Consider the following 18126-nt stretch of genomic DNA (forward strand, 5'->3'; position numbering starts at 1 on the left):
CTGTGCAGAAAAACTTGCTAGATTTACTGTAAATTTGTATACTTGAAATAACTACCATTTTAAGGAGAACCCATGAACAAAAAAAGAAAATCATCTGATATCGCTGTCGTTGCCATCTTTTTTGCGGTTATGCTGATTATTCACTTACTTTCCAGTTTTGTCTTTAATCTGTGGCCAGTTCCGATCAAGCCAACGATTGTCCACATCCCAGTTATTATTGCTTCTATCGTTTACGGTCCCCGTATCGGAGCAATTTTAGGCGGTCTAATGGGAGTTATCAGTGTTGTCAATAACAGTATTATTTTACTGCCAACCAGCTATCTTTTTTCACCCTTTGTAGAGCACGGCAATTTTAAATCTTTGGTTGTGGCCCTGGTTCCCAGAATTCTCATTGGTATTTTTCCCTATTTTGTTTATAAGCTGATGCAGAACCGTTTGGGGCTTGTTTTAGCTGGTGCTGTAGGATCGGCGACAAACACTGTTTTTGTTCTGACTGGAATTTTTGTTTTCTTTGCTTCAGTATACGGCGGCAATATTCAGGTCATGCTGGCTGGTATTATTTCTGCAAACTCTATCGCAGAATTGATCATCTCGGCAGCTCTAACAGCAGTCACTGTCCCCCGATTGATAAAAGTGAAAAAATAATCACGTGAAAGCGTGATTTTTTTTATTGAAAGTGATATAATGAAAGCGGTTAAATATTTTAACGGAAATTTTCAAAAAGGAGTTTTGCATTATTATGACTTATCAAGAAACTTATCAAAAATGGCTCGATTACACCGAACTTCCTGCCTATCTTCGCGAAGAACTGTCTGTAATGGATGAAAAGACTAAAGAAGATGCTTTCTATACAAATCTCGAATTTGGTACGGCAGGTATGCGCGGCTATATCGGTGCTGGTACTAACCGTATCAATATTTATGTTGTCCGCCAAGCAACTGAAGGGTTGGCAAAACTCATCGAAACTAAAGGTGAAGACGTTAAAAAACGTGGTGTTGCGATTGCTTACGATTCTCGCCACTTCTCACCAGAATTCGCATTTGAATCTGCTCAAGTTTTAGCAAAACACGGCATTAAAGCTTATGTCTTTGAATCACTTCGTCCAACACCAGAACTGTCTTTTGCCGTTCGCCATCTAGGTACATTTGCAGGAATCATGGTAACAGCCAGTCACAACCCTGCTCCATTTAACGGTTATAAAGTCTATGGTGAAGATGGCGGACAAATGCCACCAGCTGACGCTGATGCTTTGACTGACTTTATCCGTGCTATCGAAGAGCCATTTGCTATCGAATTGGCTGACCTTGAAGAAAGCAAAGCTTCTGGTCTTATCGAGGTTATCGGTGAAGCTGTCGATGCCGAATACCTTAAAGAAGTCAAAGATGTGAATATCAACCAAAAATTGATTGATGAATACGGTAAAGACATGAAGATTGTTTACACACCACTTCATGGTACTGGTGAAATGCTTGCTCGTCGCGCACTTGCTCAAGCTGGTTTTGATTCAGTTCAAGTTGTTGAAGCTCAAGCTGTTCCAGATCCAGACTTCTCTACTGTAAAATCTCCAAATCCAGAAAACCAAGAAGCTTTTGCTCTTGCTGAAGAACTTGGTCGCAAAGTTGACGCTGATGTGCTTGTTGCAACTGATCCAGATGCTGACCGTCTCGGCGTGGAAATCCGTCAGCCAGATGGTTCATATAAAAACCTCTCTGGCAACCAAATCGGTGCTATCATCGCTAAATACATTCTTGAAGCTCACAAGACAGCTGGTACTCTTCCTGCTAATGCCGCACTCTGCAAATCTATCGTATCAACTGAGTTGGTCACTAAGATTGCTGAAAGCTATGGCGCTACTATGTTTAATGTCTTAACTGGTTTCAAATTCATCGCTGAAAAGATTCAAGAATTCGAAGAAAAACACAACCACACTTATATGCTTGGCTTTGAAGAAAGCTTTGGCTATCTCATCAAACCATTCGTACGTGACAAAGACGCTATCCAAGCTGTTCTTATCGTTGCTGAAATTGCAGCCTACTATCGCTCTCGCGGTTTAACACTTGCTGACGGTATTGATGAAATCTACAAAGAATACGGCTACTTTGCTGAAAAGACCATTTCAGTTACTTTGTCAGGTGTTGACGGTGCTGCTGAAATCAAGAAAATCATGGACAAATTCCGTGACAACGGGCCAAAACAATTTAACAGTACAGACATTGCTAAAACTGAAGATTTCCAAGCTCAAACAGCTACAACCGCTGCTGGTGTTGAAAAACTAACAACTCCTCCAAGCAATGTTCTCAAGTACACACTGGCTGATGATTCTTGGATTGCTGTCCGTCCTTCTGGTACAGAACCAAAAATTAAATTCTACATTGCAACAGTCGGCAGCTCACTGGCTGATGCTGAAAACAAAATCGCTGCCATCGAAAAAGAAATTAATGACTTTGTCGGTTGATGATAAAATTTATCAAATCGAATAATTAAAAAAATACAGCTTGACTATCAATTCAAGCTGTGTTTTCTTTGATTTTTATAGTTGCAGCACAATAGGCCTTAGCCTTAGCAGCAATAATTAATTTTGTGCCGTCTGCATCTGATAATAGACACCCTTCTTCTGCATTAAATCTTTATGGTTGCCTTGTTCAACAATATTGCCATCCACCATAACTAAGATAAGGTCTGCACTTTGAATAGTTGATAATCGATGGGCAATGATAAAGCTAGTTCGATTTTTCATCAGTTTTTCAAAGGCTTCTTGGATTAAAATTTCTGTACGCGTATCAATAGATGAGGTTGCTTCATCTAAAATCAGGATTTTAGGAATATGTACAAAAATCCGTGCTATGGTCAAAAGCTGCCGCTGTCCCTGTGACAGTGATTCACCGGCATCCGCCAGATAGGTATCATAGCCTTGAGGAAGCTGCTTGATAAAGAAGTCGGCATTGGCTGCTTTTGCCGCTGCAATAACCTGTTCACGGCTTGCTTGAGGCCAGCCAAAAGCAATATTTTCAAGGACAGTAGCCGTTTTCAGCCAGGTTTCTTGCAGAACCATGCCAATCTGCTGACGGTAAGAAGCTTTACTATAAGCCGTTATTGGTACCCCATCTAAAAGAATCTGACCGCTTTGCAATTCATAAAAACGCATCAGCAAATTAATCAAGGTTGATTTACCGGCTCCTGTAGGACCAACGATTGCCACTTTGGAACCTTGAGGAATAGTAAGAGACAAGTTTTTAATCAAGGTTTGCCTGCTACTGTATCCAAAGCTGATATTATCAAAAGTGATAGCTCCTTTGACCGATCGACTTTCCAATTCTTGTCGCCCTTCATCTCTAGCTTCTTCTTCGTCCAGTATCATGTACAGACGTTCGGCACAGGCTAGAGCGCTTTGCAATTCTGACAGTACAGATGAAATATCATTAAAAGGTTTGGTATATTGAGTGACATAATTTAAAAAAGTAGTTAGCTGTCCGACAGTGAAACTCCCACTAATAATCCGCAGAGCTCCGATACCGGCTAACAATGCATAAATCAAGGCATTAATAAAGCGGGTAGCCGGATTGACTGTTGACGAATAAAAGATGGCACCCTGTGAGTATCTGGCATATGTATTATTAAGATGATCAAAGGTATCAATGAACTGTTCTTGAGCATTAAAGGTCTGAATGAGACTTTCCTGTCTTAGACTTTCTTCAATGTGCTGCGTAAAAGAACCTCTGGCCCTTGCTTGGCTCTGATAGAGACGATAGCTTTTTTGAGCGATAAAACGAGCAACGAATAAAGAAAGCGGCGTCAGTGCCAATACCAGAACCATCATTAAAAGATCCAGCTCAGCCATAGTCAAAATGGTGAACAGAATCGTCAAAATCCCTACAAAAAACTGATTAAAAACCATCAGTAAGCCATTTGAAAGCTGCTCAACATCTGTTGTCATTCGGCTGACCAAGTCACCGGCAGAGTGGCTGTCCAGATAGGACAAAGGCAGACGGTAGAGCTTTTCGATCAGTTCTTGACGCAATTTTTGACTGTAAGCAAAGACCAGCCGATTGTAAATGAGAGGATTGAACCACTGAATCAACGTATTAAAAGCAACAACCAAAATCATCTTGCCTAGAATTATCGGCAAAAGCTCATGAACATTTTTAGCAACTACCGCATCAACTGCCCGGCCGATTAAAACCGGCAGATAAACGGTTAAACCAACTTGGATAAAGGTTCCAAGCAAGGCGCCGCCAACTAGGAGTTTTTGCTGCAGCATGTCGGCTGTTAAACGTTTGAGAGTATCTCTGTTGTTTCTTGCTTTCATTGGATACCCTCCTCTTTTGCATGCTGCGAATAGTGAATCTCCTGATAAAGCGGGCAGATTTCCAGCAGTTTTTTATGACTGGCAAGAGCAACTTGCTTGCCTTGATCTAAAACCAAAATACGATCTGCTTTTGCAAGACTGTTGGTCCTTTGAGAAACCATAATAAGGCTTGTCTTTCGCAGATTTTTTTCAATAGCAGATAAGAGTCTTGCTTCTGTCAAATAATCCAGCGCTGAGGTTGCGTCATCCAAAATAAGCAGAGGCCTGTCACGCAGCAAAGCTCTGGCAATTGTCAGCCGCTGTCTCTGACCACCTGAAAAATTTCGGCCGAAGGCTTCCACCTGAGCATCCAGCTGACCTGTTTTTTGCCGGACAAAATCGCTGGCCTGCGCCATGTCAAGCGCCTTCCAGAGCTCCTCATCCGTTGGTTTTTTATCCAGACCAAGTGTTAGATTAGAACGAACAGTTCCTTTAAACAGCTCAGCTCTTTGCGGGACAAGGCTGATCCAATCCCGCCACTCTTTAATCGTACGGGCACTGCTGCCACTATTAAAGACAGTTACCTGTCCTTGCTGCGGTAAATAAAGTCGCAGCAAAAGTTGAATCAGACTGGACTTGCCAGAGCCTGTTCCGCCGATAATGCCGAAAAACTCTTGTTTGTGAATGGTAAACGAAATATCTTTTAAGGCTGCTTTAGCCGCCTGAGGATAAGAAAAACTCATTTCATTGACCTTGACAAGAATATCGTCAGACGCTGAATCAACAGGTAAGAAAGCTCTTATATCTTCATCTTCTTGTTCAAAAACCTGAGCGATTCTCTGGGCACTGATGAAACTTTGATTTAAGGATGAAACCAGCATAGTCAGTTTTAAAAGCTCTACTAGAATTTGCAGGAGATAATTAACCAAAGCAATCAGCATTCCCTGACTTAAATCATTGCTCCAAATAGCTATATGTCCCTGCCAAATAACGATGATTAAGGTCACATTGACTGCCAGATAGGTTAAAGGCGTTATTAAAGCTGCGATATAACCTGTTTTAATCTGCCAATCAGTATAAGCCCGATTGGTTTGCTGAAACTGCTGCTCTTCTGCCTGTATTTGTCCAAAGGCACGAATAACACGGCTTCCTTCTAATTGTTCGCGTGTCAGTCCAACTATTTTATCGGTCAGATGCCGAATCCTGTCATAGAGCGGGTTTACTACAATAGACATCAGATAAACCAAGGCAAAAAGCACAAAAACCATGAGGAAAAACCAAATGGTAATTCTCGGATTTATTAAAAAGGCCATCAAGACAGAGCCAAAAACAATGATGGGGGCTCTCAAAAAAAGGCGTAAAAACTGGTTAATCCCTGTTTGAATCTGAAAAGTGTCACTGACCAGCCGCGTTACTAAGCTTGATGTCGTCAGTTCATCCCGGCTTTTTTTGGGCAGACGCATTATTTTTTCAAACAGACTGCGGCTGAGCTGTTTGGTATAACCCACAGCTGCCTTGGCAGAATAAAATTGAGCAATGATAGCTACAATAATATTGGAAAATGCCAGCAAAACAAGAAAGAAAATCATCAAATAGAGATGATTTTTATCGTTATGAGGAATGTAACTGTCCACCATTCTGGCAATGACTAGGGGAACTAAAAGCTCCAAAGAAGCTTCCAAAAGCTTAAAAAGAGGACCCAAAATGGTTTCTTTGAGATAACCTTTAAAATAAATAAACAAGTGTTTCATCCTCAGCTCACTTTCTTTTAAAAAGCGCTGACAAACCTAATCAAAGCAAGATTAAGTTTGACCTGCTTGGCATAATAAATATTGCCGCCGTCCTTATAGAGTTCACCGCCGCCGTAAAAGAGCGCAACCAGATTATAATAACGGTAAGTCTGTCCGCTTTTGTTGCCAAGACTGGGTGCCACGACAGTTTTAGAATAATGTTTTGCCAATTTGATAGTGCTTTTGCCACCGTTTTTAGAAATATAGGCAATGTAATTTTTACCAAAATTATAGGCTTGAACAGCTGTCCAGGCATCTGTTTTTTTCTTTTTAGCTTCTTCCAGATTTTCTGACAAGACCATCACCCCCTGCCGGACACTTTCGCGGCTGTCTGTAATGGTATTGGCGATACCGCTTGAGCTTTCGCTAGACTGCATCAGATCATCTTCTTGCCCCTTAGTTTCCGTATAAATCATGGCCAGAACCAAATTTTCATTAGTTCGTGTGTCATTTTCATCTAAAATTTCCCGCACCATAGGACGGTAAGCAAGAACGTTTTTGACATTCTGATAGGTCGTAAAAACTTGGTAGCCAATAAAGAGCAAGAGACCCAAAAGAATGACTTTCACTAGCTTTTTTTTCATATTACTTACTTTGTATATCTTCAATATTTTTGATCAAAATAGAATAGGTTCCATCTTGATTTTGAATAAATTCAACTGATTCGGCATCCTGATAAACATTGTTGGGGACCAAAAGCTCAATGCCGTTTGACAGCGACAGCTTTTGACTTTCTAATTTTTTGATTTGACGGGTGTGGTCAATATCAGCCACCTTAATCGGTTCTGAAATCGTCTCTTTCAACTCATCAACAAAGGTGAGCCGTGCTGTCAAATTAGCGTCAAAAAGCTGATCGGCTAATTTTTCCGGAGACAGTTCTTGATCTTCTTCTAAATTTTTATAAATAGCCGATTTCATCTTAGATTGGAAGGCAAAATCATCCTGATTGAAATTGTCAGCTACTTTTTGAGCTGTTTTCTCCATCAGTTTAATGGATTTTTTAACCGATTGTTCAGGCTGAACCTGAAGCAGATTTTCAGAAAAATAGTTGGCAAAGGATCCATTATGCTTAATTCGTTTTTCAATCAGATAGTACTGCCTGTTTTGCCGATTGATAATCAAGGCTTCATCTGGCGTCTGAGCAGCACTGGGCAGATTATTTTGAGTCAGGCGAATAGGGCTGTCACTGCCGTCTGTAATGTGTGCCAAACTTTCCTTTAGAGCAATACGCAAAAAGGCAAAATGCTCAATTCCTTCCTTGTCAAATTGGATAAAAATCAAATCATTGGTTTTTTGATTGTCACTGATGACGAATTCTTCCTTCCACAGCTGAGCGACTTTTTTTGAGCTTTCCAAAAAGTCCTTACTGAGATAGCTGAGAAAAACATTATCCTCATCAAATTTTCCCCGCTTAGCTTCATCTGAAAAAACCCTGCTTACTTTCTTTCGAAAATACTCATCCAATTTAGGGGTAATGGTTAGAAGTTTATCTGAAAAAATCAGCTCGGTATCATCTGGCGTGAATTGGTGAATGACAGCCTTTTTTAAGTACAAATCCATCATACGAGATTCTCATAAAGCGGGAAGGCATCAGTCAAAACTTTAACCTCTTGACGGACTTCTTCTAAAACAGCCTCATTATCAGTATTTTCAAGGGTTTTAACAATCAATTCAGCAACCTTACGGCATTCTTCAGGACCAAAGCCGCGCGCTGTTACTGCTGCCGTTCCAATGCGAATTCCTGATGTTTTAAATGGCGATAGCTTTTCAAAAGGAATAGAGTTTTTGTTTAAGGTGATATGAACATCATCTAAAATATTTTGAGCTACTTTACCATTTTCAACAACTTGTGTAACATCAACAAGGAAGAGATGATTTTCACTGGCACCTGAAACCACGCGGAACTTTTCGTGAGCATTGAAAACTTCAACCATAGCTTGACAGTTATCCAAAATATTTTGCGCATAAACTTTAAAGGCCGGATCCATATTTTCTTTGAAAGTGATGGCCTTAGCAGCAACAATATGCTCTAAAGGTCCCCCTTGCAACCCTGGGAAAATAGCAGAATTAATCTTTTTAGCAAGATCTTCATCATTGGTCAAGACAAGACCACCGCGCGGACCGCGAAGCGTTTTGTGCGTCGTACTTGTTGTAATATGGGCATAAGGTAGAGGACTTGGATGCAGGCCTGCTGCTACAAGTCCTGCAATATGAGCCATATCAACCATGAGCTTAGCGCCGACTTGGTCTGCAATGTTACGGAATTTAGCAAAATCAATAACACGAGAGTAGGCAGAAGCCCCTGCAACAATCAGCTTAGGCTGAACTTCTTTAGCCTGTTCTAAAATTTGATCGTAATCTAAAAGTTCTGTCTCTGGGTCAACATTGTAAGCTACAAAGTTGTAAGTTTGTCCAGAAAAACTGACTGGAGAACCATGAGTTAAATGTCCGCCAGCAGCCAAATCAAGTCCCATAACAGTGTCACCGGGCACAATCAATGCCATATAAGCTGCAGCATTGGCCTGACTGCCGGAATGCGGCTGAACATTGGCAAATTTAGCACCAAAAAGTTTTTTAGCACGTTCGATAGCCAGACTTTCAACCATATCAACGCATTCTGTACCTCCGTAATAACGGCGGCCTGGGTAACCTTCAGCATATTTATTGGTTAAAATGGATCCTTGGGCTTTCATGACAGCCTGAGAAACCACATTTTCAGAAGCGATTAGTTCAATGTTATTTTGCTGTCGTTTTTCTTCTGCATGAATGGCTTCCCATACCTCTGCATCATACGTTTCATAATTATCTTTATCAAAAATCATTTTTTCTCCTTAAAATTTTATATCTTTCACACGCGCCTGAATAGCAGCTTGTGCAATCGTTCCTTGTCTCAAAATTTTTGCTTTCGGGCCTGAAATATCCAAAATAGTAGAGTCTTTTCCCTTGATAGCTTTATCATCTTGAACACCCAGTAATTGGTGGGAAAAAGCTGATTGAATTTCCTCATAAACTAAACCGCTGGCCTGACCGGAAAGATTGGCAGACGGACCAATCAAAGGCCCAGTTTTCTTAATATAGGCTAATGTTAGTGGGTGTCTGGGAACTCTAAAACCAACAGTCGGCAGACCAGAATTTACCCAGACCGGCACTCTTTCGTTAGCTTTTAGAATAATGGTCAGAGGTCCCGGCAAAAAGGCCTTGTAGAGCGCTTCCAGATAGGCAGGGGGCTCTTTAGAAAAAGCCAGAATCTCCTCTAAAGATGAGACATTTAAATTCATGGCCTTTTCCGGCGGACGTTTTTTGAGAGCATAGACATTTGAAACAGCCCTAGCATCCATAGCTCTGGCAAAAAGACCATAGACCGTTTCTGTGGGCAGAATAACAGCCTGTCCAGCCAGCAAAGCCTCTTCAATCTTATCCATCATCAATCACAACCATTCTATCCTTGCCAAAGCTATCCTGCAAAAGACGGATACGTTTATCAGAAAAATAATTTCGGAAAATCTCAGAAACAGAAGCCCCTTGTTTATAACCAATCTCCAAATAAATCCTGCCTCCAGCTGTCAAGTGTTCAGCAGCACCCTCAGCTATCTTTTGATAAACAGACAAGCCCTCATTATCAGCAAACAGTGCTAGGTGCGGCTCGTGCAGCAGCACATTTTGACCGACTTCATTTCTGTCCTCAAAGGCTATATAAGGAGGATTGGAAACAATAATATCATATTTATCTGAAATCTGGCTAAAAACATCTGAATGCAGAAAATTTACTGCTGTCTGATTAGCCCTAGCATTATCCTGAGCTAGCAGTAAGGCTTTCTTAGAAATATCGCTGGCGCTGATTTGCCAGTTTTTCCTAGTCTTAGCCAGTGCAATGGCAATGGCGCCACTTCCTGTCCCAATATCCAAAACGGTCAATGATTCGTCTGGATTTTCCTCTAAAATCAGATTCACCAACTCCTCAGTCTCAGGACGCGGGATAAGGACGCGCTCATCAACAGTCAAAGTCAAATCTGCAAAATAAGCCTTTTTAGTAATGTACTGAGCAGGTATATGCTGCTTTAACAGCTTCGTGATTCTGTCTAGTTGTCTAAGATCAGCTTCTGGTATTTCGTGGGACTGATGAAGGATAAAATCAAGCCTGCTCCAATCCTTCCAATCATTAAAGACATAGGTCAAGGCCGCTTTTTCCACACCATTGGCAGCCAAGACCGCTTCATACTGAGCAAAAGCTTGAGCGTAATTCATTATTTACCCAGCTTTTCTAGCTTTTGTGTTTGGTCATAAAGAACCAAAGCATCAATAACCTCATCTAATTTCCCCGCTAAAATAGTATCTAACTTTTGCAGAGTCAGTCCGATGCGATGGTCGGTTACACGATTTTGTGGGAAATTATAAGTCCTTATGCGCTCAGAGCGATCTCCTGTTCCAACCGTGGACTTACGTTCAGCATCCTGTTCATCCTGAGCAATTTGAGCAAAATGGTCTGCCACGCGAGCGCGGATAATTTTCATAGCCTTATCGCGGTTTTTTTGCTGCGTCCGTTCTTCCTGCATTTCTACCTTAATATTGGTTGGCAGGTGGATAATCCGAACAGCAGTTGCAACCTTATTGACATTTTGACCGCCGGCACCAGAAGCGTGGTAAATGTCCACACGCAAATCCTTGGGATCAATTTCGTATTCCACTTCTTCAACTTCAGGCATAACAAGCACTGTTGCTGTTGAGGTATGGACACGCCCTTGGCTTTCCGTAACAGGAACCCGCTGAACCCGGTGAGCACCAGATTCGTATTTAAGTTTAGAATAGACAGACTGGCCAGAAACCATGGCTACAACTTCTTTGATGCCGCCGACACCGTTCATTGAAGCCTCCATTATTTCAAATTTCCAGCCCTGGCTTTCTGCATATTTTTGATACATATTGAGCAGATCCCCCGCAAAAAGAGCAGCCTCATCACCGCCGGCAGCACCGCGTATTTCCAGAATAATGTTCTTGTCATCATTAGGATCTTTAGGCAAAAGGAGGATTTTAAGTTTTTCTTCATAGTCTTCTTTAGCGGCCTTAGACTCTTTCAGCTCCTCCTTAGCCATTTCTTCAAGTTCAGGATCGCCGCCAGCTTCTTTAATCATCTCTTCTGCATCAGCAATGTTTTGGATGATTTGCTTGTACTCGCGGTAGGCTGTTACCATTTCACGAGTAGATGCTTCTTCTCGCGAAAGCTCCATGAAGCGCTTGGTATCAGAAACCACATCTGGATCTGACAAAAGCTCTCCTAATTCTTCATAACGGTCTTCAACCGTTTGAAGTTGATCATAAATATTCATTTTACCATTTAACCTTTCTTTGAACTTATACATCAGCAAAGCATCCTTTAATCAAAAACGTTAGTCTTTGATTAAAGGATGAAAGTAATGCTTGCGGCAGACAGGGATATAAGTTTCATTGCCACCGATTTGAATCTGTTCACCCTCGTAAACAGGCTTCCCGTCCTGAGTTCTCAGCACCATAGTCGCCTTTTTGGAACAAAATTGACAGATTGTCTTAATTTCTTCGATCTTATCTGCCATAAGCAGCAGTTCGCGCGAACCTTCAAAGAGATGATTTTGGAAATCGTTTTTCAGGCCGAAAGCCATTACCGGAACACCCAACTCATCAACAATTCTAGCTAAATCATAGACGTTTTTCTTGCTCAGAAACTGGCACTCATCAATCAAGACACAGTAAGGCTTATCCTTAAAACTGTTAATATAAGCAAAAATATCCATATCATCTGTTATGGGAATTGCTTTGCGCCGCATACCGATTCTGCTTGAAATGACACCGAATTCATCCCGCGTATCAAGACTGCTAGTCATTATAACAACGGGTTTGCCCTGCTCCTCATAATTATGGGCAACTTTTAAAATTTCAATCGTTTTTCCTGAATTCATGGTCCCGTATTTATAATACAACTGCGCCAAGACTTTTAACCTCATCTCATACTAGTATCTCATCTATTTTATCATAAAAGCTAAAAAGTCGCACTGAGTTTTTACAATAAAAAGATAGTTTAAAAGGGGCATGTCCTTTGAAAATATGATAAAATAAAGATATTAACTGTAAATTGAACACGGCTACGACCCTGTGCAAAGATAGCTTCTCCTAGAGTCCTGAGCCTCTTGGTTTTAAATTCGTCGTAGACGTCTGAACTCTCTGCGCCTTGCAGGCATTGAGAGTTCTAGTCGTCCTGACGAGGGTGCGTCAACGAAATCTCAGATTTCTGACTTACCGCTTATTTTGCTTTGTGTCGCTTACGCCTTTGTATCTTAATAATTGAACACGGGCTAAAAGCGTCGAGAAAAAGATAGCCTGCCTTATGCGCCAGCGCACAACGTCAGTCTCCTATTTTCTTCTCGCTTTCTTCACGCCCTTTGTATCTTAAATAATTGAACACGGGCTAAAAGCGTCGAGAAAAAGATAGCCTGCCTTATGCGCCAGCGCACAGCGTCAGGCTCCTATTTTCTTCTCGCTTTCTTCACGCCCTTTGTATCTTAAATAAAGGAGAAAACTTATGCCATTTGTTAAAATTGATTTATTTGAAGGCCGGACGAAGGAACAAAAAATTGAACTTGCCCGCGAAGTAACTGAGGTCGTTTCCCGTGTTGCAAAAGCTCCCAAAGAAGCTATTCACGTCTTTATAAATGATATGCCAGAGGGAACCTATTACCCACACGGTGAGATGAAGAAAAAAGGTTAAGCCGATGCTTAACTCTTTCATTTTGACTTGATTTTATTTTCAGAAAGCGCTATCATATAGATGAGAAATTCTTCAAGGAGGTGAACAAATTGCAAGCACAGCAAACTTTGCACCTGATGGGAACAACAATTGATATTGCGGTTGAAGCCAGCTATGCCAAAGAACTTACTGAGAGTGCTTGCCAACTTTTAAATATCTATGAACATCGCTTCAGCGCTAACAGTGATGATTCAGAATTAATGGCTGTCAATCATCAGGCCGGACGAAGAGCTGTTGCTGTTCATCCTGATTTGTTTGAATTGATTCAGATTGGAAAAGAACACAGTATAGCGAATCCCAGCAACCTTAACATTGCAATCGGACCTCTGGTACAGACTTGGCGCATCGGCTTTGAGGATGCCCAACTGCCAAATCAGGCACAGATAGATGACAAATTAAAGCTCATCGATCCGCACAATATCATTTTGAATGCTCAAAAGCAGACGGTCTTCTTATCCCAAAAAGGAATGAAAATAGATCTTGGTGCTCTGGCTAAGGGTTATATTGCTGATAAAATTATTGCTTACTTAAAAAAGCAGGGTGCTACTTCTGCTATGATTAATCTGGGCGGCAATCTTTTGGCCTTTGGACCCAATCCAAAGCGGCCCGGCGGATTCTGGAACATTGGTATTCAAGACCCTAAAAGACCGAGAAATCAAAATGTCGGAATCGTTAAAATCTACAATCAGTCTGTTGTCACGTCTGGTATTTACGAACGCCATCTGCAAATCAACGGAAAAGACTATCACCATATTTTTGATAAAAATACAGGCTATCCGATTGAAACACAGATGGCAAGTCTCAGTATTATCTCAAATCTCTCGCTTGACGGCGAGATTTGGACAACACGTCTGTTTGGACTGCCGATTCCACTGGCTATGAAGACAATCAATCAGATGGAACATATCGAAGGTATTATCATTACCAGAGATAATCGCCTAGCCGTCTCAGACGGCTTAAAAAATACTTTTATTCCCCTTTACTAAATCTAAAGAAAGAGGTATTAACATGATGAAACTTATTGGATTAGTTGGTACAAATTCAAAAAAATCGACCAACCGCCAATTGCTGCAATACATGCAAAAACACTTTGCTGACAAGGCCGATATTGAATTAGTCGAGATTAAAGATCTTCCTATGTTCAATAAACCAGCTGACAAAAAACTTCCCGAACAAGTAACTGAAATTGCTGCTAAAATTGAAGCTGCCGACGGTGTTATCATCGGAACACCGGAATATGACCATTCTGTCCCTGCTGCTTTGATGAGTGCCTTAGCTTGGCTATCTTACGGTATTTATCCGCTTCTCAATAAGCCAGTCATGATTACAGGAGCTTCTTACGGAACACTGGGCTCATCGCGTGCTCAGCTGCAGTTGCGGCAAATCCTCAACGCTCCCGAAATCAAGGCCAATGTCCTGCCGGATGAATTTTTACTCTCTCACTCTCTGCAGGCATTTGACAATGAAGGCAATCTCGCTGATTTAGAGACTTGCCAAAAACTTGACGCTATTTTTGATGATTTCCGTATTTTCGTTAAAATCACTGAAAAACTATCAAGCGCTCAAGAACTTTTGCATAAAGAGGCTGAAAACTTTGACTGGGAAAGTTTATAAGACAAGAAGGAGAAATATAAGATGAAATTTGTAGGACTTGTAGGTTCTAATGCGGAGCAATCGTACAATCGCAAATTATTAGAATACATCAGAAAACAATTTAAATTAAAATTTGAATTGGAAGTATTAGAAATTGATGACGTTCCAATGTTCAATCAGGATCAAGACTGGAAAGAAAGCTTTCAGTTAAGACTTCTGTACAATAAAATCACACGTGCAGACGGTGTCATTATCGCAACTCCTGAACACAATCACACGATCACTGCTGCCTTAAAAAGCGTTTTAGAATGGCTGTCCTGTGAGGTTCATCCTTTCGAAAACAAGCCGGTTATGATTGTTGGAGCTTCCTATTACGATCAAGGAACCTCACGCGCCCAGGTTCATCTGAGAAAAATTCTGGATGCACCAGGGGTCAATGCCTATACTCTTCCGGGAAATGAGTTCCTGCTCGGCAAGGCCAAAGAAGCTTTTGACGATGATGGTAATATTATTAACAAAGGGACCGTTGAATTCTTGGGAACCTGTTTAGATAATTTTGTAAGTTATGTAGGAGTGGTATCAAAATTGCAAAAACCAAAACCAATTGAACCAGAAGATTTAGACTGCAATCATCCTATTGCAACATCTGTTAGAGAAGTTGACCCTGACGATCCCGAATGGGTTGAAAAAGTTGCTGAGGTTACAGGAGCTGTCTCAGGTGATACCTATGTTAAACTGGACCATGGCATTTTGACAGTCGATCAAATCAATATGTTCTTAAAAGCTATGCCGTTTGAACTAACCTATTCTGATGACAACAATCAGTTCTTATACTATAATAATGCTCATCAGGATCCGGATACTATGTTTGCTAAACGGGTGCCGTCCCAATCCGGCAGCCGTTTGTCAACGGTTCACAACAGTCTTCCGCCTGAACGGATGAAAAATGTTGAATGGGTAATCGGAACTTTGCGTAATGGCAATCAAGAGTATGTTCGCACACTGATTCCAAACCCAAATCCTGCTGTTCTCAACACACATAATTATCAAGCAATGTACTATGATGATGGCTCTTTTGCAGGTATTAACGAAATTGTCTTTAACTTCAAACCATGGTTAGACTGGTATCTGCAAACAACCGGTCAAAGATTGGTCGGCGGTGTCGGCAGCGACACAACCTCCGGAGCTTCTGACAGCAGCGCCGATGCCACTTCGGGTGCCTCTGACAGCGCTAGCGGTCACAGCGCAGGAGCTGCTGATGCTACTTCTGGCGCTTCTGAACACTGATTATGACTCTGAATAATCCCAGCCGGCTCTTTTTTCAAAGAGCTGGCTTTTTCCTTTAGTCCTAGACTGCATAAAATACAGATTAGGAAGCTCTTTAAGCTTCCTTTTAGCTTTCTTTCAGGCTTAATTAAGTAAGACATCATAAACTCATCTTATCACGATTGCGGAGGTAGTTTAATGAATTTTATAAAACGTGCTTGGTTGCTAACCAAGGCTAAAAAAGGCCGAACAGCTCTCTTAACTCTCGTTATCAGCAGTATTCTCATTTTTGTGTTGGCTGGTCTTACTATAAAATCAGCAGCAGATAAGGCTGTTGAGAATGCCAAGAAGGAAACTGGGGCAACAGTCAATCTTCAAATCAATCGGGATTACATAATGAAAAAAGCCCAGCAGGCATCATCTAGTAATACAAGCAGCAATCAGCCGCCAAAGTTTGAGATGACTCCGATTTCTCTATCAGTTGCCCAAACCATAGCTAAGATGACTGGAGTAAAATCATATCTCTATACGACAACAACAACCGCCACAGCTGGCAATATTACTCCTATATCAACTCAATCAAATTCATCAGATTCTTCTAGTTCTGACAATGCATTTGGTAGGGGAGAATCCAACGGACAAAATAATAAAATGACCTCTGGAGATTTTACTATTACTGGGGTTAATAGAACTGACAGTGTTTCAGAATTCTCTAGCAGCACAAATAAGATCATCAAAGGTAAAGGCATAACAAGTCAGACATCCAATAATGAAGCAGTTATTGAATCCGATTTAGCAAAAGCGAATAACCTATCGGTTGGTGATAATTTTACAGTAAAAGTAACCAACGACAGTGGCAGTGAAAAGACTTATACGCTTAAGGTGATTGGTATTTATAAATCAAAAACTAGTGTTACTTCTTCTCAGCTTCAAAACAATGCGTCCAATCCATCCAATAACCTTTATGTTAATTTACAAACGGCAAATACGATGAAAGGACAGACAAATACAGTGGACGCAGCTACCTATACCTTGTCAGATCCTGCCAGCGTGAAATCCTTTGTTAAGAAAGCTAAAAGTAAGATTGATACCGACAAATTTACGGTTGAAAGCAACGACAAACTTTATCAACAGATGCTGACACCTCTTAACAATGTTTCTAGTTTCTCCAAAAATATTGTTATCCTAGTTGCTGTAGCTGGTGCTGTTATCCTGACCCTTATTATCATTCTTAGCATTCGCGAGCGTCGATATGAAATCGGAGTTCTGATGAGCCTAGGAGAAAATCGCCTAAAAATAATCGGTCAGTTTTTCACAGAGCTTTTCTTAGTTACCTTAGTTTCTTTAGCCCTCGCAGCTATTGCTGGCAATTTCGTTGGCAATGCTGTCGGCAACCAGCTTCTTTCACAACAGACTTCTTCCAGTCAGCAAAATAGACAGATGGGAGCCGGCGGGCCAGAGAGAGATAGTTCCAGCACTGATTCTAAAAAAACTGGACAAAATCAAGCTCCTTTCGCTGGCGGTCCCGGTGCTGCGATGAACAGGACAACTATTAATCAAATTAATAAATTAAATGTCAAACAAACTCCCCAAAGTATCGCTAAGCTCGGTCTGATTGCTCTTCTTATCACTTTTATCTCAACTATTCTGGCAAGTATTGGACTTATTAGAATGAAGCCTAAAGACATCTTGTCTTCAAATTAGAAAGCAGGTTTTCAATGACATTAAAAACAAACAATCTTAGCTACTGGTACAGCAACAATCCAGATGACTATCTTTTCAGAAAAGTGAACCTTGAATTTGAAAAAGGTAAGGTTTATGCTATCCTCGGGCAATCAGGAAGCGGAAAGACCACCTTTCTATCTCTTTTAGCAGGACTTGATAGTCCTAAAGAAGGTGAAATTCTTCTTGATAACCAAAATATTAATCAATCTGGTTTAAATGATTATCGAAGAAATGCTGTCTCTACCATTTTTCAATCTTACAATTTATTGCCTTACATGACAGCCCGTCAAAATGTCGAAACAGCTCTTGATATTTCAGGTATTAAGCTGTCAGATGATGAAGTCACAAATCTTTTTAATAGCGTCGGAATCTCTGAAACTTTGATAGATAAGCCTGTCCTGCAACTTTCCGGCGGTCAGCAGCAAAGAGTGGCTATTGTCAGAGCACTTGCTGTTAAGCACGATATTATTATTGCTGATGAACCTACCGGTAATCTGGATGAGGAAACAACCAAGGATATTGTTGCTATCTTCAAAAATATTGCGCATGAACAAAATAAAATTGTTATTATCGTCACTCATGAACGTGAGGTTGCTACTAGTTCAGATATCATCTTTGAGTTAGCTCGAAAACAGTTTACTTTGAAGCAATAAAAAAAGCGATGGGAATTGGGTACTGCACCCTCACAAAAG

General features: G+C 40.9%; 17 protein-coding genes. 8 read left to right on the top strand and 9 right to left on the bottom strand.

The window, feature by feature from the left end; all coding sequences use genetic code 11:
• Nucleotides 1–72 precede the first annotated feature (72 nt).
• Nucleotides 73–645 carry an ECF transporter S component gene (locus SRA_RS05020; RefSeq protein WP_003088335.1) on the top strand — a complete coding sequence of 191 codons (573 nt, stop codon included), beginning with the start codon at nucleotides 73–75 and terminating at the stop codon, nucleotides 643–645.
• A 94-nt stretch (nucleotides 646–739) separates the two neighbouring features.
• On the top strand, nucleotides 740–2455 hold the full coding sequence (locus tag SRA_RS05025) for a phospho-sugar mutase (RefSeq protein WP_003088338.1): 1716 nt from the start codon (nucleotides 740–742) through the stop codon (nucleotides 2453–2455).
• 117 nt (nucleotides 2456–2572) lie between these two features.
• Here SRA_RS05025 and SRA_RS05030 read toward each other — a convergent pair whose 3' ends face one another.
• Genes SRA_RS05030 through SRA_RS05070 form a run of 9 tightly spaced genes read right to left on the bottom strand, consistent with a single transcriptional unit; the run spans nucleotide 2573 to nucleotide 12035 of the window.
• Nucleotides 2573–4306: an ABC transporter ATP-binding protein gene (locus tag SRA_RS05030; RefSeq protein ID WP_003088339.1), complete on the bottom strand. Its 1734-nt coding sequence runs from the start codon at nucleotides 4304–4306 to the stop codon at nucleotides 2573–2575.
• Nucleotides 4303–6036 carry an ABC transporter ATP-binding protein gene (locus SRA_RS05035; RefSeq protein WP_003088342.1) on the bottom strand — a complete coding sequence of 578 codons (1734 nt, stop codon included), beginning with the start codon at nucleotides 6034–6036 and terminating at the stop codon, nucleotides 4303–4305. Before SRA_RS05035 ends, SRA_RS05030 begins: the two co-directional genes overlap by 4 nt.
• Nucleotides 6037–6053: 17 nt before the next feature.
• The gene (locus SRA_RS05040) at nucleotides 6054–6659 is read right to left on the bottom strand and encodes a lysozyme family protein (protein WP_003088344.1); all 606 of its coding nucleotides are present in this window, start codon (nucleotides 6657–6659) and stop codon (nucleotides 6054–6056) included.
• Between the two features lies 1 nt (nucleotide 6660).
• Nucleotides 6661–7638, bottom strand: a complete 978-nt coding sequence (locus tag SRA_RS05045; protein WP_003088346.1) for a nucleoid-associated protein — start codon at nucleotides 7636–7638, stop codon at nucleotides 6661–6663.
• A complete protein-coding gene (glyA, locus tag SRA_RS05050) occupies nucleotides 7635–8897 on the bottom strand; it encodes a serine hydroxymethyltransferase (RefSeq protein WP_003088348.1) in 1263 nt (420 codons plus the stop codon). The genes SRA_RS05045 and glyA overlap by 4 nt, the downstream gene beginning before the upstream one ends.
• 9 nt (nucleotides 8898–8906) lie before the next feature.
• Nucleotides 8907–9497 (bottom strand): L-threonylcarbamoyladenylate synthase, encoded by a 591-nt coding sequence (locus tag SRA_RS05055; RefSeq protein ID WP_003090674.1) that lies wholly within the window; start codon nucleotides 9495–9497, stop codon nucleotides 8907–8909.
• Nucleotides 9490–10320, bottom strand: a complete 831-nt coding sequence (gene prmC / locus SRA_RS05060; RefSeq protein WP_003088353.1) for a peptide chain release factor N(5)-glutamine methyltransferase — start codon at nucleotides 10318–10320, stop codon at nucleotides 9490–9492. The genes SRA_RS05055 and prmC overlap by 8 nt, the downstream gene beginning before the upstream one ends.
• Complete coding sequence (gene prfA / locus SRA_RS05065; RefSeq protein WP_003088354.1) at nucleotides 10320–11399, bottom strand: peptide chain release factor 1; 1080 nt, start codon at nucleotides 11397–11399, stop codon at nucleotides 10320–10322. Before prfA ends, prmC begins: the two co-directional genes overlap by 1 nt.
• Before the next feature lie 60 nt (nucleotides 11400–11459).
• The gene (locus SRA_RS05070) at nucleotides 11460–12035 is read right to left on the bottom strand and encodes a thymidine kinase (RefSeq protein ID WP_003088356.1); all 576 of its coding nucleotides are present in this window, start codon (nucleotides 12033–12035) and stop codon (nucleotides 11460–11462) included.
• Between the two features lie 590 nt (nucleotides 12036–12625).
• Between SRA_RS05070 and SRA_RS05075 the strand changes: the two genes are divergently transcribed.
• The 6 genes from SRA_RS05075 (at nucleotide 12626) to SRA_RS05100 (ending at nucleotide 18087) form a co-directional block, all read left to right on the top strand.
• Nucleotides 12626–12811 carry a 4-oxalocrotonate tautomerase gene (locus SRA_RS05075; protein WP_003088358.1) on the top strand — a complete coding sequence of 62 codons (186 nt, stop codon included), beginning with the start codon at nucleotides 12626–12628 and terminating at the stop codon, nucleotides 12809–12811.
• A gap of 89 nt (nucleotides 12812–12900) precedes the next feature.
• Complete coding sequence (locus SRA_RS05080; RefSeq protein ID WP_003088360.1) at nucleotides 12901–13836, top strand: FAD:protein FMN transferase; 936 nt, start codon at nucleotides 12901–12903, stop codon at nucleotides 13834–13836.
• Nucleotides 13837–13861: 25 nt separating this feature from the next.
• On the top strand, nucleotides 13862–14464 hold the full coding sequence (locus SRA_RS05085) for an NADPH-dependent FMN reductase (RefSeq protein WP_037611389.1): 603 nt from the start codon (nucleotides 13862–13864) through the stop codon (nucleotides 14462–14464).
• 21 nt (nucleotides 14465–14485) lie between these two features.
• Complete coding sequence (locus SRA_RS05090) at nucleotides 14486–15730, top strand: NAD(P)H-dependent oxidoreductase (RefSeq protein ID WP_003088362.1); 1245 nt, start codon at nucleotides 14486–14488, stop codon at nucleotides 15728–15730.
• Nucleotides 15731–15907: 177 nt separating this feature from the next.
• A complete protein-coding gene (locus SRA_RS05095) occupies nucleotides 15908–17413 on the top strand; it encodes an ABC transporter permease (RefSeq protein WP_003088364.1) in 1506 nt (501 codons plus the stop codon).
• 14 nt (nucleotides 17414–17427) lie between these two features.
• Complete coding sequence (locus tag SRA_RS05100; protein ID WP_003088365.1) at nucleotides 17428–18087, top strand: ABC transporter ATP-binding protein; 660 nt, start codon at nucleotides 17428–17430, stop codon at nucleotides 18085–18087.
• Nucleotides 18088–18126: the final 39 nt, after the last annotated feature.

Origin of the sequence: Streptococcus ratti FA-1 = DSM 20564 (assembly GCF_000286075.1) — a bacterium.
GTDB classification, from domain to species: domain Bacteria; phylum Bacillota; class Bacilli; order Lactobacillales; family Streptococcaceae; genus Streptococcus; species Streptococcus ratti.